This window comes from Thauera sedimentorum (genome assembly GCF_014489115.1).
GTDB lineage: Bacteria > Pseudomonadota > Gammaproteobacteria > Burkholderiales > Rhodocyclaceae > Pseudothauera > Pseudothauera sedimentorum.
This window is the reverse complement of sequence record NZ_JACTAH010000001.1, coordinates 892,199-918,203: the sequence shown is the minus strand read 5'-3', so window position 1 is coordinate 918,203 and position 26,005 is coordinate 892,199. Positions and strand designations below refer to the sequence as shown.

Sequence of the window (26,005 nt, the reverse complement as noted above, 5' to 3'; positions counted from 1 at the left end):
ACCCGTTCGTCATCGCCACACAAGGGAGATGGCCTGCAGCCATCCGCTCAGATCAGCAGCACGGTCGCCAGCCCCAGGAAGGCGAAGAAGCCGACCACGTCGGTGACGGTGGTGAGGATGACGCTGCCGGCCAGCGCCGGGTCGATGCCCATACGCTCGAGCAGCAGCGGAATCGCCAGGCCGGCGAGCGCGGCGGCCAGCAGGTTGATGAGGATGGCCGCGGCGATCACCCCGCCTATCCCCCAGTTGCCGAACCAGAGCACGGCCAGCAGCGCCACCACCGCGGCCCACAGCAGGCCGTTGAGGATGGACACGCCGACCTCGCGGTTGAGCAGCAGCCGGGTATTACCCTTCTGCACCTGGCCCAGCGCGAGGCCGCGGATCACCAGGGTCAGCGTCTGGCTGCCGGCGATGCCGCCCATGCTGGCGACGATGGGCATGAGCACGGCGAGCGCGACCAGGTCCTGCAGCGTCGACTCGAACAGGCCGATCACCCAGGCGGCCAGGAAAGCGGTGACCAGGTTGATGCCCAGCCACACCGCGCGGCGGCGCGAGCTGACCAGCACCGGCGCGAACATGTCGGCCTCCTCGTCCAGGCCGGCCATCTGCATCACCGCGCGGTCGGAGTCCTCGCGGATCAGGTCGACCACGTCGTCCACGGTGATGCGCCCGAGCAGCACGCCTTCGTCGTCCACCACCGGCGCGGAGAGCAGGTCCAGATCCTGGAAACGGCGGGCCACCTCGCCGGCAGCGGTATTCACCGGGATGGCGGCCAGCGTGGTGTCCATCAGCTCCGCCACCCGCGCCTCGGGCGCGGCGGTGAGCATGGTAGCCAGGCGCAGCGCGCCCTGGTAATGGCCCTTGCGGTCGACCACCATCAGCACGTCGGTCTGCGCCGGCAGGTTCTCCAGCAGGCGCAGGTAGCGCAGCACGGTGTTGAGCTTGACGTCGGCGCGCACCACGATGGGGTCGGCGTTCATGATGCCGCCGGCCGAATCCTCCGGGTAGGACAGCATCGATTCGAGCTGTGCGCGGCGCGCGCCGCCGATGGCGTGCACCAGCTCGCGGCCCGGTTCGTCGGGCAGAGACTGGATCAGATCGACCAGGTCGTCCAGTTCCAGGCGCTGCACCGAGGCCACCAGGTCGTCGTGCTCCAGTTCCAGCGCCAGCGCGGTGCAGATCTCGTCGTGCAGGTAGGTGAGCACCTTGCCCGCACGGTCGGTCTCCACCATGCTCCACGCCGCCTTGCGCTCGGGAGGCGGCAGCGCCTCGAGCAGCGCAGCCACCTTGGCCGGGTGCATGTGGTGCAGGATCTTGCCCACACGCTTGAGCTTGCCCGCGGCCAGCGCCTCGCGCACCGCCTGCACCTGGGTGGCGGCGTCGTGATGCTCGGCGGCCTCGGCCTCCGGCAGCTCGTGCGCGGCTTCGGCGGAATCGCCCGCCAGCTGGCGGACCAGTTCCGCATTCAGGTGGGCCAGCACGCGCGCCTCGCTGCCTGCGTCCACCTGCTGCCACACCGCGGTGCGCTGGCCAGGCTCCAGGGCTTCCAGCAGGCCGGCGATCTTGGCCGGATGCATGTGGCGCAGGCGCTTGCGCACGCGCTTGTAGCGGCCCTGCTCCAGGGCCTGGAGGATGTCGTCGGTCTCGCTGCGGGGGCTGGCGTGGTCGGGACTGGTCACGTAGGGCGGCTTCCGTTTCGGCGGGCGGGTATCGTTTTGCGGCACGCAGGCCGCATTGTCGCACCGTTGTGTCTAGGCGCCCTCACCCGAGCGCCCCGCGGCGCGCACCAGCCAGCGGAACAGGGCGAACTGGGCCGGCAGGTAGAACAGGTACTCGGGGTGCCACTGCACGCCGACGACCGCCCGCCCGCGTTCCTCGGCCTCCACCGCCTGCACGATGTCGTCGCGGTCGCGCGCCACCACCCGCAACCCGCGGCCGGTGCGCATGACCGCCTGATGATGCAGGCTGTTCACCTGCAGCCGGGTGGTGCCACAGATCGCCGCCAGGCGGGAGCCGTCCGCCACCGTCACCCGCTTGGTCGGCAGCAGGCCGGGCCGGTTGTGGGTATGCACCCGCATCGGGCGGATGTCCTGGTGCAGCGCGCCGCCGAGCACCACGTTGATCAGCTGCGCGCCGCGACAGATGCCCAGCAGCGGCCAGCCGTGTTCGAGCGCGTGGCGGATCCAGTCGATCTCCAGGCGGTCGCGGGCGGGGTCCAGCACCACCTTGGCGTCGAGGTCGCCGCCGTAGTGCTCCGGGCTGATGTCGTCGCCACCGCCGATCACCAGCGCGTCCAGCGGCTGCCCGCTGGGGCGGTGGCGCACGCTCAGGCGCTCGGGCACCGCACCGGCCAGGCGCAGGGCCAGCGCGGTGCACCACCAGCCCGGCGACCAGCGCCGGGCGTTACCGGTCACGCCGACTCGTGGTCTCCGAGCCATCGGTCGATCCGGGCCACCCAGTCCGCGCGCGACACCCCGAGCAAGGGCCGGGCGCCCCCCAGGAACTCCGCCCCCAGTTCGCGCAGAGCGGTCGGCTGCGCGGCCAGCGCCTCCACCACGCACCAAGTGTTCCAGGATTCGGCCAGCGACCAGCCGGCACGCTCGATGTGGCAGTTGGGCAGGCGGTAGTGGAAGGTGGGGCGGGCCTTCACCCGCGGGTCGTCCACCGCACGGCGCACCCGCTCACGGTCGATCTCGGCCAGCAAGGGCAGCAGATCGAGCGCGCGGTTGCGGTCGGGGTTGAAGGCGAGGTAGTCGTCGAACAGCTCGTCCAGCGTGGGCGCCTCGCGCGTCAGCACGCGCCGCACATAGTCCTCGGCATAGAGGTCGATGTAGGGGCTGAGCCTGCGGGCGGGGTCCACCCGGTGGGCATCGACCAGCCACCACTGCAGCAGCGCGAAGGCCTTGAGGTAGGCATCCAGGGTCGCTGCATCCAGGCTGGGGATCTGCGCATTGATATGCACCCCGTAGGCGGCGATCAGCGATTCCTCGGTGCCGACCGCGCCAGCCGCACGCAGCGCGGCGACCATGGCATCGAGCGACTCCAGCCGGTCGAGCGCCACCGGCGGACACACCACCTCGATGGGCACCAGCAGGCTGGCGAGCTCCGACAGGCGCTCCAGCCATTCGCTGTCGTCGCCGTCCTGCCCGGCAGCCTGCTTGAGATAGGCCCAGTCGATCTCGATGTTGAACTCGCCAAGTTCGGCCGAACGCACGCGGCGCTCGGCCGCCGACACGCGGTGGATCTCGCCGCCCAGGGCGTGCCGGACGGCTGCGGCGGTCGCGTCCAGGGTCAGACCGGAGAATTCCAGCTCGAAACCCACGGTGCGCACCCGGCCGTCGGCGGCCTGGCGCACCGGCGGCAGGCGGTAGGCCTGGTGCCGCTCCGCCCCGGCTTCACCGGATCGCGACGACCGGTCGCTCATTCGTGATCCAGGGACTTGTCGGTGAACAGCCAGTCGCGCAACTCCTTGTCGAAGGAGGGATCGCGCCGGCGTATCCATTCGAGCACCATGGCGGCGTGCTCTTTTTCCTCGTCGCGGTTGTGCCGCAGGATGGACTTCAGCTCGGGGTCGGAGCACGCATCCACCCGCTGGTTGTACCAGTCGACCGCTTCGAGTTCCTCCATCAGCGAGACGATCGCGCGGTGCATGTCGCGGGTTTCCAGCGACAACTCGGAAACCGGTTCGTGATAGCCCTCATTCGCCATGGTGCATTCCTCCGGTAGTGATCGGCTATTTCACCTTAGCGCACCGTGTCCGCATAAATCAAAACCCGCAGGTAGGGCGCGGGCGGCACCCGCGGCTTCGGGAGCACCGCTGCGATGGGCGATAATGCTGCCTCGCCACGCACGAGAACCCGGCACGATGCACGACCCCGACACACCCGCCAGCCGCCGCGATACCGGCCCGTCCGCACGGGCGGAACTGCTCGCCGGCATCCGCGCGGAACTGCCCCTGCTGCTCGGCGTGGTGCCCTTCGGATTGATGTACGGCTTGCTGGGACTGGCCGCCGGCCTGCCCGCCTGGGCGGTGGTGGCGATGTCCTCCATCGTCTTCGGCGGCGCCTCGCAGGTGGTGTTCGCCCAGCTCTGGGCCGCGATGACGCCGCCCGCGGTCATCGGCACCACGGTCGCGGTGGTCAACCTGCGCCACGCGCTGTACAGCGCCAGCGTGGCCGAATGGCTGCGCGGCCTGTCCTGGCGCTGGAAGCTGCTGCTCGCCTACCTGCTCACCGACGAAGCCTACGCTGCGGCGCTGGTGCGCTTTCGCGACGGACCGCCCGGCGCGCATCGCCACTGGTTCCTGTTCGGCACCGGCATCACGCTGTGGACCGGGTGGCAGCTGGCCACCGTGGCCGGGGTAATGGTGGGCGCCGCCATCCCCGCCTCGTGGTCGCTGGATTTCTCGATCGCGCTCACCTTCATCGCCCTGCTGGTGCTGGCGGTGCACAGACGCAGTGAACTGGTCGCCGCGCTGGTGGCCGCGGCGGTGGCGGTGATCGCCCAGCCGCTGCCTCACAAGCTGTGGATCCTCGCGGCCGCCGCGGCGGGCATCCTGGCCGGGCTGGCCAGCCGCGCGCTGGACGCGCCGCGCGCCGTCACCGGAGCGGCGCGATGAGCGACCTCGGCCTGCTCCTCACCCTGCTGGTCTCCGGGCTGGCGACCTTCCTGATCCGCCTGTCCTTCATCGCCGGCGAAAGCTGGCTTCCGCGCAGCGACGCCCTGCACACCGTGCTGGGCTACGTGCCGGCGGCGGTGCTCGCCGCGCTGATCGCCCCCGAACTGCTGGTGCGCGACGGCGCGCTGTCGATAGGCGCCGACAACGCCCGGCTGCTCGCCGGGCTGGTGGCCATCGCGGTGGCGCTGGCCAGCCGCTCGGTGATGGCCACCATCCTGGCGGGCATGTCCGCGCTGTGGCTGCTGTCCTGGCTGGGCGGCTGAAGCGCCCGCCGCGGATTGCCCAAGGGATCAGTGGGTCGGGCTGTAGGGCGGGACCGAATTCATGTCCAGCGGGTGATGGCGCCCGATGATCTCCGACACCTCGGGCATGATGTCGTCGGGCACGACCACCTTGACCAGCTGTGCCTGGTCGTTGGTGTAGATGGTCTCGCGGGACAGGCCGATGTCGACCAGATCGTCCAGCGTGTTGTGCACGGCCTCGCGGGAGTCGAAGGTGGCGGTGACGGTGGTGGTCATGGCAGTGCCTCCTTGCAGACGGAAAAATGCCGGGACGGTCGGCCCGCCCTGGCGGCGGGCGCAGGAATGCGCGCCTGCTGCGGTATGAGCCGCCATCGGCCGGCACGGTTCCCGCCCCTGCGCCTCAGCCCGCCAGCGCGGGTGCGTGCCTTCATCGACACCCTGGTCGATGCATTCGGCGCGCCGCGCTGAACGACGCACACCACCTGCATCCGCTATCCGCAAGGCGCATGAGTTATGATTGCGCGCTTATGTCGCACGCTGAATTTTCCCGCCAATGATCCGCAAACTGCTGCGCAAGGTGTTCCGCCGCGCCGCTGACGACACCGTCTCCGAACCCGCCCTGATCCCGGTCGACCGCCACGGCATCCGCCGCGAGCAGGTTTCGCCCGCCGCCCGCAAGACCTGCAAGGTGCTGCAGGAAGCCGGCCACAAGGCCTACGTGGTGGGCGGCGCAGTGCGCGACCTGCTGATCGGCCACCCGCCCAAGGACTACGACGTCGCCACCAGCGCCACGCCCGAGGAGGTGCGCGCGCTGTTCCGCCGCTCGCGCATCATCGGCCGGCGTTTCAAGATCGTGCATGTGATGAGCGGCCCGGAGACCATCGAGGTCTCCACCTTCCGCGCCAGCCAGGACGCCGAAAGCGCCGAAACCGACGAGCACGGCCGCGTGCTGCGCGACAACGTCTACGGCTCGATGGCCGAGGACGCCACCCGGCGCGACTTCACGGTCAACGCGCTGTACTACGACCCCACCACCGAACAGATCATCGACTACCATCACGGCGTGGCCGATCTGCAGCAGAAGACCCTGCGCATGATCGGCGACCCGCGCACCCGCTACCGCGAGGACCCGGTGCGCATGCTGCGCGCGGTGCGCCTGGGCGCCAAGCTCGGCCTGGCGATCGACCCGGCGGCGCGCAACCCGATCCGCGAAATGGCGGTGCTGCTGGAAAACGTGCCCGCCGCCCGCCTGTTCGACGAGATGCTCAAGCTGCTGTTCTCCGGCTACGCGGTGCGCTGCCTGAAGCAGCTGCGCGAGGAAGGCCTGCACCACGGCCTGCTGCCGCTGCTCGACGTCATCCTGGAGCAGCCGCTGGGCGAGCGCTTCGTGTGGCTGTCGCTGGAGAACACCGACGAGCGCGTGCGCGCCGACAAGTCCGTGTCCCCCGGTTTCCTGTTCGCCACCCTGCTGTGGCACGAGGTGCTGGCCGCCTGGGAAGCCAAGAAGGCCGAGGGCGAGCACGCCCAGCCCGCGCTCTTCCAGGCCATGGACGACGTGCTGGACGCACAGGCCGGCAAGCTGGCGATCACCCGGCGCATCGTCGGCGACATCAAGGACATCTGGGCCCTGCAGCCGCGCTTCGAGAAGCGCAGCGGCAAAGTGCCCTACCGCCTGATCGAGCAGCCGCGCTACCGCGCCGGCTGGGACTTCCTGCGCCTGCGCGCGCAATCGGGCGAGATCGACATGGAACTGCCCGACTGGTGGGACCGCTTCGCCCATGCCGGCCACGACGAGCGCGAAGCCCTGCTGCGCGCCGCCCCGGCCACGGGTGATGCCCCGGCCAAGAAGCGCCGCCGCCGGCGCCGCAAGCCGGCCGGCGCGGGCGCCGCCGAAACCGCCGACGCATCGTGAGCCACCCTTCTCCGGGCCACGGTCCGGTGCGGGCCTACATCGCCTTCGGCGCCAACCTGGGCGAACCGGCCGCGGCGCTGGAACTGGCCTGCGAGCGCATCGCCGCCCTGCCCGGCACCCACGTGGTGGCGCGCTCCTCACTCTACCGCAGCGCCCCGGTCGGCGTTGCCGGCCAGCCGGACTACCTCAACGCGGTGATCGCCGCGGACACCACGCTGCCCGCCGCCGAGTTGCTTTCCGCCCTGCTCGCCATCGAGCACGCCGCCGGGCGCACTCGCGACTACCACCAGGCGCCGCGCACGCTGGATCTCGACCTGCTGCTCTATGGCGACGCCGAGATCCACCTGCCGCAGCTCGAGGTGCCGCACCCGCGCATGCACCAGCGCGCCTTCGTGCTGCTGCCGCTCGCCGAGATCGCCCCCGAGGCGACGATTCCAGGCCGCGGCGCGGTGGCCGACCTGCTGCCCGGCGTGGCCGAGCAGCGCATCGCCCGACTCTGATCCCACGTTCTCCTTGCGAGGAGTTCCACCATGCCTGCCTGGTTGCAAGCACTGCCCGCCACCGTACACACCGTGCCGGTGTGGCTGCAGAGCGCCTTCCTGCTCACCTTGTCCAACGTGTTCATGACCTTCGCCTGGTACGGCCACCTCAAGGGCCTGCAGGCCCGGCCCTGGTTCTACGCCGCGCTGATCAGCTGGGGCATCGCCTTCTTCGAGTACATGCTGCAGGTGCCGGCCAACCGCATCGGCGCCACCGCGCTCAGCCTGCCGCAACTGAAGATCATGCAGGAGGTCATCACCCTGCTGGTCTTCGTCCCCTTCGTCGTGCTGTACATGAAGCAGCCGATCAAGCTTGACTATCTTTGGGCCGCCTTGTGTATGCTTGGCGCGGTCTATTTCATCTTCCGCAGCTAGCGGCATCCACCATTCATGCTCGACAAGGCTCGCTACATCGTCGTCGAGGGGCCGATCGGCGCCGGCAAGAGTTCGCTCGCCCGCCGCCTGGCCGAACGCCTGCCGGCCGAAACCCTGTTCGAACAGCCCGAGGCCAACCCCTTCCTCGGCCGCTTCTACCAGAGCATGGACCGCTGGGCGCTCGCCACGCAGGTCTCCTTCCTGTTCCAGCGCATCGACCAGCTCGCCGAATTCGTCGCCGGCGACCCGGAGCGCCGCGTGGTGTCGGACTTCATCCTGCAGAAAGACCCGCTGTTCGCCGCATTGAACCTGCCTGCGGACGAACTCGCGATCTACCAGCGCATCTACGACACCATGATGCCGCCCGCGCCGCCCAAGCCCGACCTGGTGATCTACCTGCAGGCCCGTCCCGAGACGCTGATGGAACGCATCCGCCGCCGCGGCATGGACGCCGAGCGGCGCATCTCCGAGAGCTACGTGCAGCGCGTGGCCGAGCGTTTCGCCCAGTTCTTCTACCAGTACGACGCCGCGCCGCTGTTCATCGTCGATGCCGAAGTGCTCAATCCGGTCGATCGCGACGACGACTTCGAACTGCTGCTCGACCGCCTGCGCAACATGCGCAGCTACCGCGAGTTCTTCGCCTACGCGGGCTGAGCGCCTTCCTCGCGCCACGCGACGCATTTCCACCAACAGGCTTGTGCAACGCAATAGGATCGGGAACACTCCCGTCCTTTTCCTGCACCCCCTTACGGGAGAGCGTGATGAGCTACCTCCAGGACACCCGCCCGGTCACTCTGTTCGAACTGGGCAAGATGCGCGCCGAAGGGCGCAAGATCGCCGTGCTCACCTGCTACGACGCCAGCTTCGCGGCGCTGGAAGAGCGCGCCGGGGTCGACGTCATCCTCGTCGGCGATTCGCTCGGCAACGTGCTGCAGGGCCAGAAATCCACCCTGCCGGTCACCGTCGAGCACATGGCTTACCACACCGAATCGGTGGTGCGCGGCTGCAACCGACCGCTGATCGTCGCCGACCTGCCCTTCGGCAGTTACCACGAGAGCCCGGCGCAGGCGATGCGCAACGCCGCCCGCCTGATGGCCGCCGGCGCGCAGATGGTCAAGCTCGAAGGCGGCGAGTTCATGGCCGAGACCGTGCGTTTCCTGGTCGAGCGGGGCGTGCCGGTGTGCGCCCACATCGGCCTCACCCCGCAGTCGGTGCACCAGCTCGGCGGCTACCGCGTGCAGGGCCGCAGCGAGGAAGGCGCGGCGCGCCTGAAGGCCGACGCCCTGGCCCTCGAACAGGCCGGCGCAGCGCTGATGGTCATGGAGATGGTGCCCGCGGCGGTCGCCAAGGAGGTCACCGCGGCGCTCACCAGCATGGCCACCATCGGTATCGGCGCAGGCCCGGATTGCGACGGCCAGGTGCTGGTGCTGCACGACATGCTGGGCGTCTACCCCGGCAAGACCGCGCGCTTCGTCAAGAACTTCATGGACGGCGCGACCAGCATCGAAGAGGCCGTGGCGCGCTATGTGGCCGCGGTCAAGGACGGCAGCTTCCCGGCGCCGGAACACTGCTACTGAAGCGCGGCATCATGCAGATCCATCACACCATCGCCAGCCTGCGCGCCGCCCTTGCCGGGGCCGGCCGCATCGTCTTCGTACCGACCATGGGCAACCTGCACGCCGGCCACATCGGCCTGATGGCGCAGGCGCGCGCCCACGGCGACTGCGTGGTCGCCAGCATCTTCGTCAATCGCCTGCAGTTCGGCCCCAGCGAGGACTTCGACAAGTACCCGCGCACCTTCCGCGACGACTGCGCCAAGCTGGAAGCGGCCGGGGTCGATCATCTGTTCGCCCCCGACGAGGGCGAAATGTACCCGAGCCCGCAGACCTACCATGTGGACCCGGCACCCGCCCACGTCGACATGCTCGACGGCGCGGCGCGCCCGGGGCATTTCCGCGGCGTGGCCACCGTGGTGCTGAAGCTCTTCAGCATCGTCCGTCCGCAGGTCGCCGTATTCGGCAAGAAGGACTACCAGCAGCTGATGGTGATCCAGAACATGGTGCGCGAGTTCGCGTTGGCCATCGACATCGTGCGCGGCGAAACCGCGCGCGCCGAGGACGGCCTGGCGCTGTCCTCGCGCAACGGCTATCTGTCCGCCGGGGAACGAGCCGAGGCGCCGCGCATGTACCGCCAGCTCGCCCGCATCCGCGACGCGGTGCAGGCCGGCGAGCGCGACTACCTGAAGCTGGAGACCGAGGCGGTGGCGGAACTGGCCGCCCACGGCTGGCAGCCAGACTACGTCAGCATCCGCCGGCGTGCCGACCTGCAGCCGCCCGCGCACGGCGAGACCGCCGCGCTGGTGGTGCTGGCGGCCGCCCGCCTGGGCAAGACGCGGCTGATCGACAACCTGGAGATCTGAACGCCCCGCCCTCCCGGCCCGCGGCCGGCGAACCCTTCGCCCGCCCTCATGGTCCCATGGACATGCACGACATCCGCCTATTGGGGTTTTCCGAACCTTGCGTTGGCGGACGGTTCGTAAGAACCTATTGCCAGAAGAACAATCAGACTGGCGGCATGTGCACCGCCAACAACAGGAGGGATGGACGATGACGACGACGGTTCGGCAGGTTCTGGACGCCAAGGGTGGCAAGGCCTTTTGCGTGGCGCCGGGGGTGACGGCGTTCGAGGCGCTCGGGCTGATGGCCGAGCACAACATCGGCGCCGTGCTGGTGACCGACAATGAGCGGCTGGTCGGCATCTTCACCGAGCGCGACTACGCGCGCAAGGTGGTGCTGAAAGGTCTGCGCTCCACCGACGTCAGCGTCCGCGAGCTGATGACCACCTCGCCGGCAACGGTGGGCATGGATCAGACGGTGGACGAGGTCATGAACATCATGACCGAGAAACGCTTCCGCCACCTGCCGGTGCTCGACGACGGCCGCATCGCAGGCATCATCTCCATCGGCGACGTGGTGAAGTCGGTGATCGACCAGCAACGCCGCACCATCTCCCACCTGTCCAACTACATCGCCGGCGACATCGCCACCTGAGCGACACCGCCGCAGGAATAACAAAGGGCCGGCACCCCCCGGGGGCACCGGCCCTTTTTTCATGCGGCACTTACTGCTGGATCGCCTCGACCGCGATCGACAGCGTGAGCTCGTCACTGACGTTGGGCGCGTACTTGCCGGCGCCGAAGTCCGAACGCTTGATCTTCGCCACCGCATTGGCACCGATGGCCGGCTTCTTGGCGATCGGGTGCGGCATCTCGTGGAAGGAGGTCAGCTCCAGCCTGACCGGGCGGGTGATGCCCTTGATGGTCAGCTCGCCCTCCACCGCCACCGGCTTGTCGCCGTCGAAGTGCACCGAAGTCGACTTGTAGGTGATGGTCGGGTACGCGGCGGTGTGCAGGAAGTCCTCGCCCTGGATGTGCCCGTTGAACAGCGCGTAGCCGGTATCCACCGAGGTGGCGTCGATGGTGATGTCCAGCGCGGCAGTGCGCTTGACGCGATCCCACACGATGGTGCCGCTGGTCTTGTTGAAGCGGTGGATCTGGTTCGTGTAGCCGAAGTGGTTGTACTCGAAGCGCGGGAAGGTGTGGGTGTTGTCGACCACGAAGGTTTCGGGCGCAGCCAGCGCCGGGGCGGCGAGCATGGACGCGATGGCAAGGAGGGCGATCTGTTTTTTCATGGGGATGATCTCCGTTGGTTGGGGGTATCAGGGGTATCGGGGCATTGCGGTTGTGGGGGTAACCGTGCCGGGCTCATCGGCCGGCAGCGGCCATGACCCGGAAGCGGACCTGCACCTCGTCAGCGACCACGCCGACGTCCGACCACATGCCTTCGCCGATGGCGAAGTCCAGGCGATTGATGGTGAACTGCCCTTCGAAGACGCCAGCCTCGCCGTCCTGGCGGAACGTGAATGGCGCGGTGGCCGGCCGGGTACGGCCCTTGATGGTGAGTTGGCCGCTCACCTCGTAGCGACCGCCGCCCAGCGCCTTGACCGATTCGGACACGAAGGTCGCCCGCGGGTGTTCCTTGACGTTGAACCAGGCCTTGCCCACCACCTCCTCGTTGGCGTCCGCCGAGCCGGCATCGATGCTGGCAAGGTCGATCTCCAGCCGTGCGCTGCCCTGCTCGGGCTTGGTCGGGTCGAATTCAAGGCGGGCGTCGAAGCGCTCGAAGCTGCCGCCCACCTCCACGCCCATCTGTTTGGAGACGAACTCCACCGCGCTGCGCTCCGGCAGCACGCGGGCGTAGGTGGCCGCAAACGCGGCACCGGCAGAGAGCAACATCAGCGGCGCAAGCAGCCGCGACAAAGTACGGATCATCGGGATTCCTCCATGGTTCGGTTCCTGCCGGCTCCGGCCGGCAGCATGCGGGCGAGCACCTCGTCGCGGTCGATCAGGCGGTGCTTCAGTGCGGCGGCGATATGGCCGACGACCACCGCCGCCAACGTGTAATTCAGCGTCACATGAACGCTCAGCAGCAGGTCGCCCAAGGCCTTGTCCTTGTCCAGCAGGTCGGGAATCGGCAGCACGCCGAAGAGCACGGTCTGGAAGCCCTTGGCCGAACTCATCAGCCAGCCGGACAGCGGCACGGCGATCATCAGCAGGTAGAGCCCCCAGTGCGCGGCCTCGGCGGCCAGCCGCTCCAGGCCTGTCATCGTCGCCGGCAGGGGCGGCGGACGATGCGTCAGGCGCCATGCCAGGCGGGCGAGCACCAGCGCGAAGGCGGTCACGCCGGCCCACTTGTGCCAGGAATAGAGCTGCAGCTTGCGCGGCGACAGGGGCAGCTCGACCATGTACAGGCCGAAGCCGAACAGGCCGATGAGCAGTGCGGCCATCAGCCAGTGCAGGGTCATCGCGGTGGTGGTGTAGCGGGTGTCGGGCATTAGGGTCCTCGTCCGGCGGCTGGGTCACTTGCCGCTCACAGGTCTACTGTAGTCGGGCGGCAGACGATGAAATAGACGACAATGCGCAAATTACCGTTGCAAATGGAGCAACAATGGACCGCCTCGACAGCATGAGCACCTTCGTGCGCGTGGCCGAGCTCGGCAGTTTTTCCGAGGTGGCGCGGCAGATGGGCGTGGCCCGCTCGGTGGTCACCCGCCAGATCGCGGCGCTGGAGGCCCGCCTGGGCAGCAAGCTGATCGCGCGCAGCACCCGCAGCCAGGCACTCACCGCCGCTGGCGCCGCCTATCTGGAGAAATGCCGCGAGATCCTCAATCTGGTGGAAGCCGCCGACAGCGTGGTCGAAGAGGAGCACCAGGCGCCGCGCGGCCCCCTGCGGGTGAGCGTGCCGCTGAGCTTCGGCCTGCGCCATCTTGCCCCGCTGATCGCCGACTTCACCGTGGCCTGGCCGGAGGTCAACGTGGAGCTGGATTTCACCGACCGGCGGGTGAAGCTGATCGAGGAAGGCTTCGACCTCGCCGTCCGCATCGCGGCCCACCTCGACCCGCTGGACGTGGCGCGCCGCATCGGCAGCAGCCGCCTGACCGTGCTGGCCTCGCCCGACTACCTCGCCCGCCATGGCGAACCCGGGCACCCTACCGAACTCGCCGGCCATCAATGCCTGGTCTACATCCCCTCCCAGCAGGCCGGCTGGAACTTCCTGATCGACGGCAAGCGTCAGCAGGTGCCGGTGCGCGGACGGCTGCGCGCCAACAACGGCGACGCGATCCTGGACGCGACGATCCGCGGCCTGGGCATCTCCTGCCAGCCTACCTTCATCGCCGGCCCGGCCATCCGTGCCGGCCTGGTGCGTGAGATCCTCACCGCCTACCCCACGCCGGAACTGGGCATCCACGCGGTACTGCCGGGGAGCCGCTACGTGCCGCACCGGGTGCGCGTGCTGGTCGATTACCTGGCCGAGCGCATCGGAGCGCGACCCTACTGGGAAGCCGGCCAGTAAGAGGCAAGCGCCTCAGGCGCATGGGTAGGAGCGGCCTTGGCCGCGATACCGCGGATGACGAAGCAGCACCGCAGTCGCAGCCAGGCCGCGCTCACACGCCATCGCACTGCAACGCGCTAGCGGAACAAGTACACGAGCACCAAGCTTGCCACTGCCAGCGCGGCGGCGAGTGCGCGCAGGGCGGACGAAGGCCGCGGCACGGCACGGCGGTCGACCGCGTCGAGCTGTTCCGCCCGCGGCGGCTGCCCGTCGAGCTTCTGCCAGAACAGCGCGACCAGCACGGTGAAGGCCAGCAGCACGCCGGCCACCAGGGTGAAATGCAGCGTGACCCAACCCAGCTGGGTGGCGACGAACCAGGCCGCGCTCAGCGCATGGCCGCTCGCCAGTGCGCGCAGCGCCGCCCGCGCGCCCAGCCAACGCCCGAAGAAGCCGAGCAGGAAGACCGCGACCAGCGGCGGCGTGACATAGGCGAAGGTCTGCTGCAGGTAGGCGAACAGGCCGGGGAAGCGGTCGATGGCCGGCGCCCACAGCGCGGCCAGCACCACCATGACCAGCACCAGCACGCGACCCAGGCGGGCCATCGCTTCGGTGCTCATGCGCGGGCGGCGCGGCTGGACGAAATCCAGGGTGATCAGGGTGGCCGAGGAGTTGAGCGCCGAATCCACGCTGGACATGATCGCCGCCAGCAAACCGGCCAGGATCAGGCCGGCCACGCCCACCGGGGCGAACTCGGCGATCAGCCGCGGATAGACCGCGTCGGCACGCTCCAGGTCGGAGAACAGCGCAAAGGCCATCGCCCCGGGCAGCACCATCAGGAACAGCGGCAGCAGCTTCAACCCGGCGGCGAGCAAGGCGCCGTAGCCGGCGGTCTGCACGTCGCGCGCACCGAGCAGGCGCTGGCTGACGTACTGGTTCATCGTCCAGTAGTAGAAGCCGAGGATGGGCAGGCCGACCAGCGTGCCGAGCCAGGGCAGGTCCGGGTCGTCCAGCGGGCGCAGCAGCGACAGGCGGTCGGGGCCGAGCGCCTCGCGCACCGCCGCCCACGAGTAGTCGAACTCGCCGAACACCAGCACGAACATCAATACCGAACCGCTCAGCAGCACGATGCCCTGCAGCACGTCGGTGTAGGCCACCGCGCGCAGCCCGCCGGCCGCGGTATACAGCCCAGCGAAAGCGGCGATCAGCGCCACCGTGAGGTGCAGGCCGAGTTGCGGGAAGAACAGCATCAGCACCACCGAGCCGGCGTACAGGCTGCCGGCGGTATCCAGCACCAGTGCGAGGAACACGGTGACCGCCGACAGGTACTTGCGCAGGCGCGCGTCGAAGCGGCGCTCGAGCAGTTCGGGGATGGTGGACAGGCGCCGGCCGACCAGCACCGGGGCGATGAAAATCGCGGTGAACACCAGCACCAGCGCGGCCATCCATTCGTAGTTGGCCACCGCGATGCCCGAGGCCCAGGCGGCGCCGGGCAGGCCGATCAGCGTGGTCGAGGAGATGTTGGAGGCGAACAGCGACATGCCGACCACGCCGACACCCAGGCTGCGCCCGGCGAGGAAGAGCTCGTCGCTGTCGGGGCTGCGCCGCGTGACGCGGGCGCACAGCGCAACGACGACGAGGAAATAGGCGGCCAGGACGGCGTAGTCAAGCGCGTGCAGTTCTGCCATGGGTCCGGTTCGCAGCCCGCCACGCGGACCGCCTCGCTTGATGACGTTTTTTTACCAGACCATGAATCGCCCGCGGGGGTCAACCCGCGCGCCGGGCACCTTTCACGTGCGGACCGGTCAACCGAGTGCCGGACGTCCTGACTCTCGACGGATCATCGCCCCACGGCGGGCTGCGGTGGTTCGGGTCCAGGCGGCGTCCGGCACGCTCTTTTTCCCACGCAAAGAGAACCGCAGAGGAGGTACGCCATGACCCTCCAGGATCTTCCCAAGATGATGGTCTCCTACACCGAAGGCTGGCCGGAGCTGATCCGTATCCATCCGTCGGTGCAGAAGATGTTCCTGCAATACGTGATGCCGATGTCGCTGATCCCGCCGGCCATGTTCATCTATGCGGTCGCGGTGACGCCCGGGGCGATCTTCCCGGCCCTGGTGCCGCAGATCACGCCGATGGAAGCTCTGGCGGTCGTGGTGGCCTTCTACCTGGCCCAGCTGGCCATGGTGCCGCTGATGGCGTCCATCATCCAGCAGATGGGCGACGTGGTGAACGTGAAGCCCGACTACCACGACGCCTTCATGCTCGCAGCGGTCGCACCGACGCCGCTGTGGCTATCGGCGCTGGCGCTGTTCATCCCCTCCAGCTGGGTCGTTGGCATCGTCGTGGCGGCGGCCTGGGTGGCCTCGGCCGCGCTGATCTACCACGGCGTGAAGCCGCTGTTCGACATCGAGGACGAGAACAAGTCACGCCTGATGGGCAGCTTCGTGCTCGGCGCCGGCATCATCGCCTGGGCCGCCCTGATGGTGGTGCTGGTGCTCGCGCTCAGCATGGTGATCGGCCTGCGCTGAGGTTCGGCGCACCGGCTGTCGCAGGATCAACGCCCCCGCGGGCACGCGCCCGCGGGGGCTTGGTGCGCGCGCTCAGTCGGCGAGCGCCTTGCCGACGATTTCGCCCACATCCGGCGACAGCCCGTCCGCATCGCGCACCCGCTCGAGCTGCGGACGGATCAAGGCCTGCAGGGCAGGCGTGAAGCGCCGCCAGTTCTCCAGCGCGCGCGCCATGCGCGAGGCGACCTGCGGGTTGGCGGCATCGAGCGCAATCACCTGCTCCGCCCAGAAGGCGTAGCCGCTGCCGTCCACGGCGTGGAACTCACCCGGATTGGCGCGGAAGAAGCCGCCCAGCAGGGCATAGACCTTGTTGGGATTGGACAGGCTGAAGGCCGGATCGGCCATCAGCTCGCGCACCCGGCCAAGCACCGGCGCGGCCGCCGGGTCGCGCCGCCAGGCACCGGCCTGCAGCGCGAACCACTTGTCCAGCACCAGCGCGTCCTCGCGATAGCGGCGATAGAAGGCGCCCAGCGCCGCCTGTGCCGCGGGCACCGCGCCGTGCACCAGGGCGGCCAGCGCGCCGAAACGGTCGGTCATGTTGGTGGCCGATTCGCTGCGCCGCACCGCCAGCGCCACACCCTCTTCCACCTGCCCGGCCGCCAGGTAGCGCAGCGCGAGGTTCACCAGCGCGCGCCGGCCGGCATCGGCCGGGTGATAGCGGTACTCGCCGGGCACCGCGAGCGCCTCGGCCAGACTCTGCCAGTCGTCCGACAGCACCTTGCCGAGCGCTGCGGTGAGGTGGATCTGCGCCGCGCGCAAGGCCGCCGGATCGGCCGGTTCCATGCGCTCCAGCAGATAGGCTTCGCTCGGCAAGGTCAGCGCTTGCGCACGGAAGGCCGGGTCGAGCCGCTCGTCACTCAGCAGCCGGGCGAAGGCCTCGACGAAGGGCGCGGGCACGTTCAGCGCACGGCCCGCCGCGGCATCGGCGGCCAGCGCCAGCAGCACGCGCTCGGCGTAACGCTGGGCGGCATCCCAGCGGTTGCAGGCATCGCTGTCGTGGGCCATGCGGAAGGCCAGGCGCGCATCGTCCTCGTCCAGTTCGAGGATCACTGGCGCGGAGAAGCCGCGCAGCAGCGAGGGTACCGGCTCGGCCGCGAGACCGGTGAAGCGCCACTGCTGGGTGGCCTCGGTGAGCTGCAGCACGCGGGTGGTGGCGCCGCCATGCTGCTCGCCGTCCAGCTGCAGCGGCAGGTCGGTACCGTCCGCACCGATCAGGCCGACCGCCACCGGAATCACCAGCGGCAGCTTGTCGGCCTGCCCCGGCGTGGGCGGGGTGTGCTGGGCGAGCGTCAGGGTGTAGCTGCCGTCGGCGGCGTTCCAATCGCCCGTGGCGCGCACCCGCGGCGTACCGGCCTGGCTGTACCAGCGCATGAACTGGTCGAGGTCCACGCCGTTGGCTTCGGACAAGGCCTCGACGAAGTCGTCGCAGGTGACGGCCTGGCCGTCGTGGTAGCTGAAGTAGAGGTCCATGCCGTTGCGAAAACCCTCCGGTCCCAGCAGGGTGTGCAGCATGCGGATGACCTCGGCGCCCTTCTCGTACACCGTGGCGGTGTAGAAGTTGTTGATCTCCTGGTAGCTCTCCGGGCGGATCGGGTGCGCCATCGGCCCGGCGTCCTCGGAAAACTGCGCAGCACGCAGCACGCGCACATCGTCGATGCGCTTGACCGCGCGGGCGGAATCCGCGCCTTCCGCGCCCGCAGCGTTCGCCAGCATGTCGGCGGAGAACTGCTGGTCGCGGAACACCGTGAGGCCTTCCTTGAGGGTGAGCTGGAACCAGTCGCGGCAGGTCACGCGGTTGCCGGTCCAGTTGTGGAAATACTCGTGGGCCACCACGCTCTCGATATGCTCGTAGTCGGTGTCGGTGGCGGTGTCGGGCTTGGCCAGCACGTACTTGGCGTTGAAGATGTTGAGGCCCTTGTTCTCCATCGCCCCCATGTTGAAGTCGCTCACCGCGACGATCATGAAGCGGTCGAGATCGAGCTCCAGGCCGAAGCTGTCCTCGTCCCAGCGCATCGAGTGCACCAGCGACTCCATGGCGTGCTCGGTACGGTCGAGGTTGCCTTTCTCCACCCACAACTGCAGCAGCACCTCGCGGCCCGAGGCGGTGAGCTCGCGGCGCTCCAGCACCACCAGGTCGGCAGCGACCAGGGCGAACAGGTAGCAGGGCTTGAGGAAGGGGTCTTCCCAGCGCGCGTAGTGGCGACCGTCGGGCAGTTCGCCCTCCTCCACCAGGTTGCCGTTGGAGAGCAGCACCGGGCAGGTCGCCTTGTCACCTTCCACGGTGACGGTGAAGCGCGCCATCACGTCCGGGCGGTCCGGGTACCAGGTGATGCGGCGGAAGCCTTCGGCCTCGCACTGGGTGAAGTAGCCGCCGCGCGAGCGGTACAGGCCGGAGAGCGCGGTGTTGGCCTGCGGGTTGATGCGGGTGACGATCTCCAGCTCGGCCTCGTCGCCCTCGACGTCGATCTCGATGCGGGTCTCGCCGCGGCGCACCGTGCCGGCGGCCGGGTCCAGGCCATTGACGGTGAGCGACAGGGTCTCCAGTTCCTCGCCGTCGAGCAGGATGGGGCCGGCGGCCGCTTCCGGGTTGCGCCGGCACGCGAGCCGGCTGGTGACCACGGTGGCTTGCGGGTCGAGCGCGAAGTGCAGGTCGACCCGGGTGACGGTCCACGCCAGCGGGGCATAGTCGCTGCGGTGGATGATGGGGGCTTGTTCGGTTCTCATTGTGTCGTTCTTGTGTTGCCGGCCTTGCGGCCGTGGTTCAGGTTCTTGATCAGCGCCTTCTCGGCTTCCACGAGCAGGAGCGTCAGCACGCCGAAGCCTAGGATACGCGTCCAGGCAGCAACATCCAGCCCCGCGGTGCCGAACAGCGCCTGCATGGCCGGCAGGTAGGTGAAGGCCGCCTGGCAGGCGAGCATCAGGCCGATGGCGATCAGCACGTAGCGGTTGCCGAGGAAGCCGCCACGGTTGAGCACCGAGCCGGTGAAGCTGCGCACGTTGAAAAGGTAGAAGGCCTCGCCGATCATCAGCGCGTTAACCGCGGCGGTGCGGGCGAACTCCACGCTGGCGCCCTGCCCGATCTCCCAGACGAACATCCCCAGCCCGCCACCCACCAGCAGCAGGCCGACGAAAAGCACGCGCCAGACCAGGAAGCGGGTCAGCAGCGGCTCGGCGGGGTCGCGCGGCGGACGCGCCATGATGTCGCGCTCCGGGGCCTCGAAGGCCAGCGCGAGCGCCAGGGTCACCGCGGTGACCATGTTCACCCACAGGATCTGCGCCGGCGTCATCGGCAGCGTCATGCCCAGCACCACCGCGGCGAGCAGGATGCCGCCCTGGCCGACGTTGGTCGGCAGGATGAAGGCGATGGCCTTGCGCAGGTTGTCGTAAACCGTACGGCCTTCTTCGACCGCGGCGGCCACCGAGGCGAAGTTGTCGTCGGCCAGCACCATCTCGGCGGCCTCCTTGGCGGCCTCGGTGCCGTTGCGCCCCATCGCCACCCCGACGTCGGCGCGCTTGAGCGCGGGGGCGTCGTTCACCCCGTCGCCGGTCATCGCCACCACCTCGCCACGTGCCTGCAGCGCGCGCACCAGGCGCAACTTGTGCTCGGGGCTGGCGCGGGCAAAGATCTCGGTGTCCGCGACGATGCGCTGCAAGGCCTCGTCGCTCATGCTCTCGATCTGCGCGCCACTGATCGCGTTGACCTCGGCGGCCAGCCCCAGGCGTTCGCCGATCGCGCGCGCCGTGGCGGCATGGTCGCCGGTGATCATCTTCACCTGGATGCCGGCGCTGCGGCAGCGCGCCACCGCACGGATGGCGTCCTCGCGCGGCGGGTCGGACAGGCCCAGCACCGCGAGCAGGGTGAAGCCGCCGCGCTCCACGTCGGCAAAGGTCAGCGTCTCGAGCGCATCCTCGCCTTCGCGCACCGCCAGTGCCAGCAGGCGCATGCCGTCGCGGGCGGCGGCATGCATGGCGGCATCCCAGTGCGCGTGGTCGATCGGCTCATCGCCATGCGGGCCGCGCTGCGTCGCGCACAGGCCGAGCACGCGCTCGGGGGCGCCCTTCAGGCACAGCAGCCCGCGCCCGTGGTGGTCGTGATTGAGCGTGGCCATGAAGCGATGCTCGGATTCGAAGGGAATCACGTCGGTGCGCGGCGCCGCCTCGCGCTCGAAGCCTTCTTCCAGCCCGGCCTTGCGCGCCAGGGTGAGCAGCGCGCCCTCGGTGGGGTCGCCGGCCACCCGCCAGTCATCGCCATCGCGGTGGAGCGCGGCATCGTTGCACAACACCGCGCAGCGGGCGATTTCCAGCAGCAGCGGATGCGCCGCCACCGCCACCTCACCGCCGTCGATCGCAAAACCGCCATGCGGCGCATAGCCGCCGCCATCCACCTCGAACACATGGGCGGCGGTGATGACTCGCTGGGCGGTCATCTCGTTGCGGGTGAGCGTGCCGGTCTTGTCCGAGCAGATCACCGTGACCGAACCCAGCGTCTCCACGGCCGGCAGGCGGCGGATGATGGCGTTGCGCCGCGCCATGCCCTGCACGCCGATCGCCAGCGTGATGGTCATGATCGCCGGCAGCCCCTCGGGGATCACCGCCACTGCCAGGCCGACCGCGGCAAGGAACATTTCACCCGCCGTGTAGCCGCGCACCAGCGTGCCGAACGCGAAGGTGAGGCCGGCGACCGCCAGGATCACCCAGGTGAGCAGCCGCCCGAAGGCCGCCATCTGGCGCAGCAAGGGGGTGGTGATCGTCTCCACCTCGCCGAGCATCGCACTGATGCGGCCGATCTCGGTCTGCGCACCGGTGGCCACCACCACGCCCGCGCCCTGGCCGTGGGCCACCAGCGTGCCCGAGTAGGCCATGCAGCGCCGGTCGCCGAGTACCGCGCTCGCGGCGACCGGATCGACGCCCTTCTCCACCGCCACCGATTCACCGGTGAGTGCGGCCTCTTCCACGCGCAGCCCGCGCACCTCGACCAGCCGCAGATCGGCCGGCACCTTGTCGCCCGAGGCCAGGAAGACGATGTCGCCCGGCACCAGTCCGTCCGCGGCGATCTCCTGGCGCCGGCCGTCGCGCAATACCTGGGCGCGCAGCGAGAGCATGTTGCGGATCGCGTCCAGCGCGCGCTCGGCCTTGCCCTCCTGGATGAAGCCGATCACCGCGTTGATCAGCACCACGCCGAAGATCACCCCGCTGTCGATCAGGTGGCCGAGCAGCGCAGTGACCACGCCGGCGGCAAGCAGCACGTAGATCAGCACGTTGTGGAACTGCAGCATGAAGCGCAGCAGCGGACCGCGCCGCGCGGGTGGCGGCAGGGTGTTGGAGCCGTACTGCTGCAGGCGCTGGGCGGCTTCGGAGGTATCGAGGCCGAGGTGCCGGAGCACGTCCTGGGCGCGCAGCACGCTCTCCGCCGCTGCCGCGTGAGCAGGAGTTTCCGTCTTGGTGTGGACCGCGGGCGTATCGCCTGTTCTTGCAGAGATCATGGATTCGTCATCGGTGAAGACCCCCTCAATGACACCACGGCGGCCTTACCGTTCCCCGCGACGCACGGGTGCCGTCTGCTACTTGGGGGCGCCCATGTTGCCGGGCAGCAACACGATGCAGGTGCCGGCCAGGCGGTCGTGCAGGAACTGGCGGTCGCGGTCGATCAGCGCCCACAGCAGGCCGGCGCCGAAGAACAGCACCGAGGGCCAGGCCAGCGCGTAGCGCAGCAGGCACTGACGGTCGTCCGGCAGGCGGCCGCTGGCCGCGTCGACGATGCGCAGCCGCCAGGTCTGCATCGCCAGCGTCTGCCCGCCGCGCCGCCAGTACCAGACGAAGTACGCACCCAGCGCGGTAACGACATGGATCCAGGCCAGCCAACCCGGCGGGGCGATGCCGAAGACCACGCCAAGGATCAGCCAGGGCACCAGGAACACAAGCGCGAGCACGCCGAGCAGCAGCAGGGATTCGTACAGCATGCTCGCCAGGCGGCGGCGCAGTCCGGCCGACTCGACCACCAGGCGGGCCGAAGAGGCGTCGGCGGTGGAAGCGGAACGGGCATCGGGGGCGGTCATCGGACAAGTCCTTCTGCGACGCACGCGGCGCGCGTCTGAGGGGAAAAATCGGGTGTGTTCGGAAGGGGATCGGGGCTGGCGCTTGCCCGAAACACGGCGTGCCTGCGGGCGCCCGACTGGCAAGCTGAGATACCCGGCCGCAAGGCTCAGCCGGACGTCATGCTGCAATGCCGCGACGTTCTTGACCAAAACCCGGTCGCACGGTAACGTCGCCTGTTTCGAACGTAATACTGAGCGAGCTTGCGATGGTGCTGACGGGCGCGGAAATTGTAATCAGGTGTCTGCAGGAAGAAAAGGTTGAACACGTGTTCGGCTATCCCGGCGGCGCGGTCCTCTTCATTTACGACGCCCTCTTCCAGCAGGAGCAGGTTCGCCACGTGCTGGTGCGCCACGAACAGGCGGCGGTGCACGCGGCCGACGGCTACGCGCGCAGCACCCAGAACGTCGGCGTCGCGCTGGTGACCTCCGGCCCGGGCGCCACCAACGCGGTCACTGGCATCGCCACCGCGTTTTGCGACTCCATCCCCATGGTCATCATCTCCGGCCAGGTGCCCACCGCGGCGATCGGCCAGGACGCCTTCCAGGAAGTGGACACCGTGGGCATCACCCGCCCCTGCGTGAAGCACAACTTCCTGGTCAAGGACGTGCGCGACATCGCGCCGACCATCAAGAAGGCCTTCTATCTGGCCAAGACCGGCCGTCCCGGCCCGGTGCTGGTGGACATCCCCAAGGATGTCAGCATGCACAAGTGCGAGTTCGAGTATCCGCAGGAAATCGCGATGCGCTCGTACAACCCGGTGGTCCGCGGCCACCAGGGGCAGATCCGCAAGGCGGTGCAACTCTTGCTCGAAGCCAAGCGGCCCATGATCTACACCGGCGGCGGCGTCATCCTCTCCGACGCGGCCGAGCAACTCACCAAGCTCACCCGCCTGCTGGGCTTCCCGATCACCAACACGCTGATGGGCCTGGGCGGCTACCCGGCCAGCGACCGCCAGTACCTGGGCATGCCCGGCATGCACGGCACTTTCGAAGCCAACATGGCCATGCACTACAGCGACGTGCTGCTGGCCGTGGGCGCGCGCTTCGACGACCGCGTGATCGGCAACCCGGCGCACTTCGCAGAGGAGCCGCGCAAGATCATCCATGTGGACATCGACCCCTCGTCGATTTCCAAGCGCGTCAAGGTTGACGTGCCCATCGTCGGCGACGTGCGCGAAGTGCTCGACGAGATGATCCGCCAGATCGAATCCGGCGAAGCGCGTCCCAACCCGGACAACCTTGCGGCGTGGTGGAAGCAGGTCGAGGAGTGGCGCAGCCGCAACTGCATGGTCTACAAGAACTCGGACGAGATCATCAAGCCGCAGTTCGTGGTGCAGAAGCTGTGGGAAGTCACCGGCGGCGACGCCATCGTGACCTCTGACGTGGGCCAGCACCAGATGTGGGCCGCGCAGTACTACCGCTTCGACAAGCCGCGCCGCTGGCTCAACTCCGGCGGCCTGGGCACGATGGGCGTGGGCATGCCCTACGCCATGGGTGCCAAGCTCGCCAATCCGGACATGCAGGTGGCCTGCATCACCGGCGAGGCCTCCATCCAGATGAACATCCAGGAACTGTCCACCTGCAAGCAGTTCCGCCTGCCGATCAAGATCTGCAACCTCAACAACCGCTACCTGGGCATGGTGCGCCAGTGGCAGGAGCTGTTCCACGGCGGGCGCTACTCCGAGTCCTACATGGATTCGCTGCCGGACTTCGCCAAGCTGGCCGAAGCCTACGGTCACGTGGGCATCCGCGTCGACCGCCCGGCCGACGTCGAGCCGGCGCTGCGCGAGGCCTTCACCCGGCACAAGGACGAACTGGTCTTTCTCGACTTCCAGGTGGACCAGACCGAGAACGTCTATCCGATGGTCCAGGGCGGCAAGGGCCTGACCGAGATGATCCTCTCCGCCGAAGACCTGTAACCGCAGCCCCAGACATCCAGGAAAGAACAACACCATGCGTCACGTCATTTCCCTGCTGATCGAAAACGAGGCCGGCGCGCTGTCGCGCGTGTCCGGGCTGTTCTCCGCGCGCGGCTACAACATCGAATCGCTCACCGTTGCACCCACCGAAGACGCCTCGATGTCGCGGATGACCATCGTCACCACCGGTTCGGACGACATCATCGAGCAGATCACCAAGCAGCTGAACAAGCTGGTCGAGGTGGTCAAGGTGGTGGACATCTCCGAGGCGGCACACATCGAGCGCGAGCTCATGCTGATCAAGCTGCGCGCCACCGGCAAGGACCGCGAGGAAGTCAAGCGCACCGCGGACATCTTCCGCGCACGCATCATCGACGTCACCGAAGCCTCCTACGTCGTCGAACTGACCGGCAACCAGGCCAAGCTCGACGCCTTCATCGGCGCAATCGACAACGGCCTGATCCTCGAGACCGTACGCTCCGGGATCTGCGGCATCGGCCGCGGCGACCGCATCCTCAAGCTCTGATTCCCGCAGGGGTTTCGCGCCGGACGAAAGCGCCGTTATCATTGCCGCCGCCGGTCTGACCACGAGTCGTCGCGACGGCAGGCATCGATGCCGGGGCATGTGCGAGACCAGGGTTCCAATCGGAGCTGCAGGCTCCCCTGAGTTTAGGCGGGGAAGCGCCGGCGAGCGCGCCGGAGCGACCCAACCCTTACCGAAAACCGAAAGGAAAACCATGAAAGTTTATTACGACAAGGACGCCGACCTCTCCCTGATCAAGGGCAAGAAGGTCACCATCGTCGGCTACGGCTCGCAGGGCCACGCGCATGCGCAGAACCTCAACGACTCGGGCGTCAAGGTCACCGTCGGCCTGCGCAAGGGCGGCGCCTCCTGGGACAAGGCCAAGGGCGCCGGCCTGAAGGTCGAGGAAATCGCCAAGGCGGTCAAGAGCGCCGATGTCGTGATGATCCTGCTGCCGGACGAGAACATCCCGCAGGTGTACAAGGAAGAAGTCGAGCCCAACATCAAGAAGGGTGCGGCGCTGGCCTTCGCCCACGGCTTCAACGTGCACTACAACCAGGTGGTGCCGCGCGAAGACCTGGACGTGATCATGGTCGCCCCCAAGGGCCCGGGCCACACCGTGCGCTCCGAGTACCTCAAGGGCGGCGGCGTGCCGACCCTGATCGCCGTGCACCAGGACAAGTCCGGCAAGGCCCGCGACATCGCCCTGTCCTACGCCGCGGCCAATGGCGGCACCAAGGGTGGCGTGATCGAGACCAACTTCCGTGAAGAGACCGAAACCGACCTCTTCGGCGAGCAGGCCGTGCTGTGCGGCGGCGCCGTGGAACTGGTCAAGATGGGCTTCGAGACCCTGGTGGAAGCCGGCTACGCCCCCGAGATGGCCTACTTCGAGTGCCTGCACGAACTGAAGCTGATCGTCGACCTGATGTACGAAGGCGGCATCGCCAACATGAACTACTCCATCTCCAACAACGCGGAGTACGGCGAGTACGTGACCGGCCCCGAGGTCATCAACGAGGAGTCGCGCTACGCCATGCGCGAAGCCCTCAAGCGCATCCAGACCGGCGAATACGCCAAGATGTTCATCCTGGAAGGCCGCACCGGCTACCCCAGCATGACCGCCCGCCGCCGCCTCAACGCCGATCACCCGATCGAGACCGTCGGTGCGCAGCTGCGCGGCATGATGCCGTGGATCAGCAAGAACAAGCTGGTGGACCAGTCCAAGAACTGATCGGCGCCACTGCTTGAGCAAGGCCGGGGACGG

At 68.6% G+C, this 26,005-nt stretch carries 26 protein-coding genes; 14 read left to right on the top strand and 12 right to left on the bottom strand.

Features of this window, described 5'->3' with window-relative positions; all coding sequences use genetic code 11:
• Nucleotides 1-47: 47 nt before the first annotated feature.
• The 4 genes from mgtE to IAI53_RS04100 form a co-directional block, all read right to left on the bottom strand.
• A complete protein-coding gene (gene mgtE, locus IAI53_RS04115) occupies nucleotides 48-1,679 on the bottom strand; it encodes a magnesium transporter (RefSeq protein ID WP_222948157.1) in 1,632 nt (543 codons plus the stop codon).
• Nucleotides 1,680-1,751: 72 nt separating this feature from the next.
• Nucleotides 1,752-2,414 (bottom strand): gamma-glutamyl-gamma-aminobutyrate hydrolase family protein, encoded by a 663-nt coding sequence (locus IAI53_RS04110; protein ID WP_222948156.1) that lies wholly within the window; start codon nucleotides 2,412-2,414, stop codon nucleotides 1,752-1,754.
• A complete protein-coding gene (locus IAI53_RS04105; RefSeq protein WP_187716856.1) occupies nucleotides 2,411-3,424 on the bottom strand; it encodes an amidoligase family protein in 1,014 nt (337 codons plus the stop codon). Before IAI53_RS04105 ends, IAI53_RS04110 begins: the two co-directional genes overlap by 4 nt.
• A complete protein-coding gene (locus IAI53_RS04100; protein WP_187716855.1) occupies nucleotides 3,421-3,708 on the bottom strand; it encodes an encapsulin-associated ferritin-like protein in 288 nt (95 codons plus the stop codon). The genes IAI53_RS04105 and IAI53_RS04100 overlap by 4 nt, the downstream gene beginning before the upstream one ends.
• A 157-nt stretch (nucleotides 3,709-3,865) precedes the next feature.
• On the opposite strand from IAI53_RS04100, the gene IAI53_RS04095 reads away from it, so the two are divergent.
• Nucleotides 3,866-4,618, top strand: a complete 753-nt coding sequence (locus IAI53_RS04095) for an AzlC family ABC transporter permease (protein ID WP_187716854.1) — start codon at nucleotides 3,866-3,868, stop codon at nucleotides 4,616-4,618.
• A complete protein-coding gene (locus IAI53_RS04090) occupies nucleotides 4,615-4,941 on the top strand; it encodes an AzlD domain-containing protein (protein ID WP_187716853.1) in 327 nt (108 codons plus the stop codon). Before IAI53_RS04095 ends, IAI53_RS04090 begins: the two co-directional genes overlap by 4 nt.
• 27 nt (nucleotides 4,942-4,968) lie before the next feature.
• Here IAI53_RS04090 and IAI53_RS04085 read toward each other — a convergent pair whose 3' ends face one another.
• Nucleotides 4,969-5,196: a hypothetical protein gene (locus IAI53_RS04085; RefSeq protein WP_187716852.1), complete on the bottom strand. Its 228-nt coding sequence runs from the start codon at nucleotides 5,194-5,196 to the stop codon at nucleotides 4,969-4,971.
• 277 nt (nucleotides 5,197-5,473) lie between these two features.
• On the opposite strand from IAI53_RS04085, the gene pcnB reads away from it, so the two are divergent.
• From pcnB to IAI53_RS04050, 7 genes are all read left to right on the top strand, one after another.
• On the top strand, nucleotides 5,474-6,832 hold the full coding sequence (gene pcnB, locus IAI53_RS04080; protein ID WP_187716851.1) for a polynucleotide adenylyltransferase PcnB: 1,359 nt from the start codon (nucleotides 5,474-5,476) through the stop codon (nucleotides 6,830-6,832).
• A complete protein-coding gene (folK, locus tag IAI53_RS04075; protein WP_187717951.1) occupies nucleotides 6,826-7,332 on the top strand; it encodes a 2-amino-4-hydroxy-6-hydroxymethyldihydropteridine diphosphokinase in 507 nt (168 codons plus the stop codon). The genes pcnB and folK overlap by 7 nt, the downstream gene beginning before the upstream one ends.
• A gap of 30 nt (nucleotides 7,333-7,362) precedes the next feature.
• A complete protein-coding gene (locus IAI53_RS04070; protein ID WP_222948155.1) occupies nucleotides 7,363-7,746 on the top strand; it encodes a DMT family protein in 384 nt (127 codons plus the stop codon).
• 15 nt (nucleotides 7,747-7,761) lie between these two features.
• A complete protein-coding gene (locus tag IAI53_RS04065; RefSeq protein ID WP_187716850.1) occupies nucleotides 7,762-8,400 on the top strand; it encodes a deoxynucleoside kinase in 639 nt (212 codons plus the stop codon).
• Nucleotides 8,401-8,507: 107 nt separating this feature from the next.
• Nucleotides 8,508-9,323: a 3-methyl-2-oxobutanoate hydroxymethyltransferase gene (panB, locus tag IAI53_RS04060; RefSeq protein WP_187716849.1), complete on the top strand. Its 816-nt coding sequence runs from the start codon at nucleotides 8,508-8,510 to the stop codon at nucleotides 9,321-9,323.
• Nucleotides 9,324-9,334: 11 nt separating this feature from the next.
• The gene (gene panC, locus IAI53_RS04055; protein WP_187716848.1) at nucleotides 9,335-10,165 is read left to right on the top strand and encodes a pantoate--beta-alanine ligase; all 831 of its coding nucleotides are present in this window, start codon (nucleotides 9,335-9,337) and stop codon (nucleotides 10,163-10,165) included.
• 187 nt (nucleotides 10,166-10,352) lie between these two features.
• A complete protein-coding gene (locus IAI53_RS04050) occupies nucleotides 10,353-10,796 on the top strand; it encodes a CBS domain-containing protein (RefSeq protein ID WP_187716847.1) in 444 nt (147 codons plus the stop codon).
• 70 nt (nucleotides 10,797-10,866) lie between these two features.
• On the opposite strand, the gene IAI53_RS04045 is transcribed toward IAI53_RS04050, so the two are convergent.
• The 3 genes from IAI53_RS04045 to IAI53_RS04035 form a co-directional block, all read right to left on the bottom strand.
• A complete protein-coding gene (locus IAI53_RS04045; RefSeq protein WP_187716846.1) occupies nucleotides 10,867-11,436 on the bottom strand; it encodes a YceI family protein in 570 nt (189 codons plus the stop codon).
• A gap of 73 nt (nucleotides 11,437-11,509) precedes the next feature.
• A complete protein-coding gene (locus tag IAI53_RS04040) occupies nucleotides 11,510-12,076 on the bottom strand; it encodes a YceI family protein (RefSeq protein WP_187716845.1) in 567 nt (188 codons plus the stop codon).
• Nucleotides 12,073-12,639, bottom strand: coding sequence for a cytochrome b (locus tag IAI53_RS04035; protein WP_187716844.1), 567 nt, complete (start codon nucleotides 12,637-12,639; stop codon nucleotides 12,073-12,075). Before IAI53_RS04035 ends, IAI53_RS04040 begins: the two co-directional genes overlap by 4 nt.
• 113 nt (nucleotides 12,640-12,752) lie before the next feature.
• On the opposite strand from IAI53_RS04035, the gene IAI53_RS04030 reads away from it, so the two are divergent.
• Nucleotides 12,753-13,658 carry a LysR family transcriptional regulator gene (locus IAI53_RS04030; protein WP_187716843.1) on the top strand — a complete coding sequence of 302 codons (906 nt, stop codon included), beginning with the start codon at nucleotides 12,753-12,755 and terminating at the stop codon, nucleotides 13,656-13,658.
• Nucleotides 13,659-13,774: 116 nt separating this feature from the next.
• Here IAI53_RS04030 and IAI53_RS04025 read toward each other — a convergent pair whose 3' ends face one another.
• Nucleotides 13,775-15,322 carry a sodium:solute symporter family transporter gene (locus tag IAI53_RS04025; protein ID WP_187716842.1) on the bottom strand — a complete coding sequence of 516 codons (1,548 nt, stop codon included), beginning with the start codon at nucleotides 15,320-15,322 and terminating at the stop codon, nucleotides 13,775-13,777.
• A gap of 246 nt (nucleotides 15,323-15,568) precedes the next feature.
• On the opposite strand from IAI53_RS04025, the gene IAI53_RS04020 reads away from it, so the two are divergent.
• Complete coding sequence (locus tag IAI53_RS04020) at nucleotides 15,569-16,165, top strand: Yip1 family protein (RefSeq protein ID WP_187716841.1); 597 nt, start codon at nucleotides 15,569-15,571, stop codon at nucleotides 16,163-16,165.
• Between the two features lie 72 nt (nucleotides 16,166-16,237).
• Here the strand turns inward: IAI53_RS04020 and pepN are convergent, their stop codons facing one another.
• The 3 genes from pepN to IAI53_RS04005 form a co-directional block, all read right to left on the bottom strand.
• Nucleotides 16,238-18,928 (bottom strand): aminopeptidase N, encoded by a 2,691-nt coding sequence (gene pepN, locus IAI53_RS04015; RefSeq protein WP_187716840.1) that lies wholly within the window; start codon nucleotides 18,926-18,928, stop codon nucleotides 16,238-16,240.
• Nucleotides 18,925-21,687 carry a cation-transporting P-type ATPase gene (locus tag IAI53_RS04010; protein ID WP_187716839.1) on the bottom strand — a complete coding sequence of 921 codons (2,763 nt, stop codon included), beginning with the start codon at nucleotides 21,685-21,687 and terminating at the stop codon, nucleotides 18,925-18,927. Before IAI53_RS04010 ends, pepN begins: the two co-directional genes overlap by 4 nt.
• 78 nt (nucleotides 21,688-21,765) lie before the next feature.
• Nucleotides 21,766-22,260 carry an RDD family protein gene (locus tag IAI53_RS04005; protein WP_187716838.1) on the bottom strand — a complete coding sequence of 165 codons (495 nt, stop codon included), beginning with the start codon at nucleotides 22,258-22,260 and terminating at the stop codon, nucleotides 21,766-21,768.
• 245 nt (nucleotides 22,261-22,505) lie between these two features.
• Between IAI53_RS04005 and IAI53_RS04000 the strand changes: the two genes are divergently transcribed.
• The 3 genes from IAI53_RS04000 to ilvC all read left to right on the top strand — a co-directional run bounded on the left by IAI53_RS04000 (nucleotide 22,506) and on the right by ilvC (nucleotide 25,972).
• Nucleotides 22,506-24,218 carry an acetolactate synthase 3 catalytic subunit gene (locus tag IAI53_RS04000; protein ID WP_187716837.1) on the top strand — a complete coding sequence of 571 codons (1,713 nt, stop codon included), beginning with the start codon at nucleotides 22,506-22,508 and terminating at the stop codon, nucleotides 24,216-24,218.
• A gap of 34 nt (nucleotides 24,219-24,252) precedes the next feature.
• A complete protein-coding gene (ilvN, locus tag IAI53_RS03995) occupies nucleotides 24,253-24,744 on the top strand; it encodes an acetolactate synthase small subunit (RefSeq protein ID WP_187716836.1) in 492 nt (163 codons plus the stop codon).
• 211 nt (nucleotides 24,745-24,955) lie between these two features.
• Nucleotides 24,956-25,972 (top strand): ketol-acid reductoisomerase, encoded by a 1,017-nt coding sequence (gene ilvC / locus IAI53_RS03990; RefSeq protein ID WP_187716835.1) that lies wholly within the window; start codon nucleotides 24,956-24,958, stop codon nucleotides 25,970-25,972.
• Nucleotides 25,973-26,005 lie beyond the last annotated feature (33 nt).

What these genes read in the sequence shown, in the direction of transcription:
- IAI53_RS04105 (WP_187716856.1), bottom strand. Translation starts at nt 3,424, where the DNA reads ATGAGCGACCGGTCGTCGCGATCCGGTGAAGCCGGGGCGGAGCGGCAC.
- IAI53_RS04100 (WP_187716855.1), bottom strand. Translation starts at nt 3,708, where the DNA reads ATGGCGAATGAGGGCTATCACGAACCGGTTTCCGAGTTGTCGCTGGAA.
- IAI53_RS04095 (WP_187716854.1), top strand. Translation starts at nt 3,866, where the DNA reads ATGCACGACCCCGACACACCCGCCAGCCGCCGCGATACCGGCCCGTCC.
- IAI53_RS04090 (WP_187716853.1), top strand. Translation starts at nt 4,615, where the DNA reads ATGAGCGACCTCGGCCTGCTCCTCACCCTGCTGGTCTCCGGGCTGGCG.
- IAI53_RS04085 (WP_187716852.1), bottom strand. Translation starts at nt 5,196, where the DNA reads ATGACCACCACCGTCACCGCCACCTTCGACTCCCGCGAGGCCGTGCAC.
- pcnB (WP_187716851.1), top strand. Translation starts at nt 5,474, where the DNA reads ATGATCCGCAAACTGCTGCGCAAGGTGTTCCGCCGCGCCGCTGACGAC.
- IAI53_RS04070 (WP_222948155.1), top strand. Translation starts at nt 7,363, where the DNA reads ATGCCTGCCTGGTTGCAAGCACTGCCCGCCACCGTACACACCGTGCCG.
- IAI53_RS04065 (WP_187716850.1), top strand. Translation starts at nt 7,762, where the DNA reads ATGCTCGACAAGGCTCGCTACATCGTCGTCGAGGGGCCGATCGGCGCC.
- panB (WP_187716849.1), top strand. Translation starts at nt 8,508, where the DNA reads ATGAGCTACCTCCAGGACACCCGCCCGGTCACTCTGTTCGAACTGGGC.
- panC (WP_187716848.1), top strand. Translation starts at nt 9,335, where the DNA reads ATGCAGATCCATCACACCATCGCCAGCCTGCGCGCCGCCCTTGCCGGG.
- IAI53_RS04050 (WP_187716847.1), top strand. Translation starts at nt 10,353, where the DNA reads ATGACGACGACGGTTCGGCAGGTTCTGGACGCCAAGGGTGGCAAGGCC.
- IAI53_RS04045 (WP_187716846.1), bottom strand. Translation starts at nt 11,436, where the DNA reads ATGAAAAAACAGATCGCCCTCCTTGCCATCGCGTCCATGCTCGCCGCC.
- IAI53_RS04040 (WP_187716845.1), bottom strand. Translation starts at nt 12,076, where the DNA reads ATGATCCGTACTTTGTCGCGGCTGCTTGCGCCGCTGATGTTGCTCTCT.
- IAI53_RS04035 (WP_187716844.1), bottom strand. Translation starts at nt 12,639, where the DNA reads ATGCCCGACACCCGCTACACCACCACCGCGATGACCCTGCACTGGCTG.
- IAI53_RS04030 (WP_187716843.1), top strand. Translation starts at nt 12,753, where the DNA reads ATGGACCGCCTCGACAGCATGAGCACCTTCGTGCGCGTGGCCGAGCTC.
- IAI53_RS04025 (WP_187716842.1), bottom strand. Translation starts at nt 15,322, where the DNA reads ATGGCAGAACTGCACGCGCTTGACTACGCCGTCCTGGCCGCCTATTTC.
- IAI53_RS04020 (WP_187716841.1), top strand. Translation starts at nt 15,569, where the DNA reads ATGACCCTCCAGGATCTTCCCAAGATGATGGTCTCCTACACCGAAGGC.
- pepN (WP_187716840.1), bottom strand. Translation starts at nt 18,928, where the DNA reads ATGAGAACCGAACAAGCCCCCATCATCCACCGCAGCGACTATGCCCCG.
- IAI53_RS04010 (WP_187716839.1), bottom strand. Translation starts at nt 21,687, where the DNA reads ATGATCTCTGCAAGAACAGGCGATACGCCCGCGGTCCACACCAAGACG.
- IAI53_RS04005 (WP_187716838.1), bottom strand. Translation starts at nt 22,260, where the DNA reads ATGACCGCCCCCGATGCCCGTTCCGCTTCCACCGCCGACGCCTCTTCG.
- IAI53_RS04000 (WP_187716837.1), top strand. Translation starts at nt 22,506, where the DNA reads ATGGTGCTGACGGGCGCGGAAATTGTAATCAGGTGTCTGCAGGAAGAA.
- ilvN (WP_187716836.1), top strand. Translation starts at nt 24,253, where the DNA reads ATGCGTCACGTCATTTCCCTGCTGATCGAAAACGAGGCCGGCGCGCTG.
- ilvC (WP_187716835.1), top strand. Translation starts at nt 24,956, where the DNA reads ATGAAAGTTTATTACGACAAGGACGCCGACCTCTCCCTGATCAAGGGC.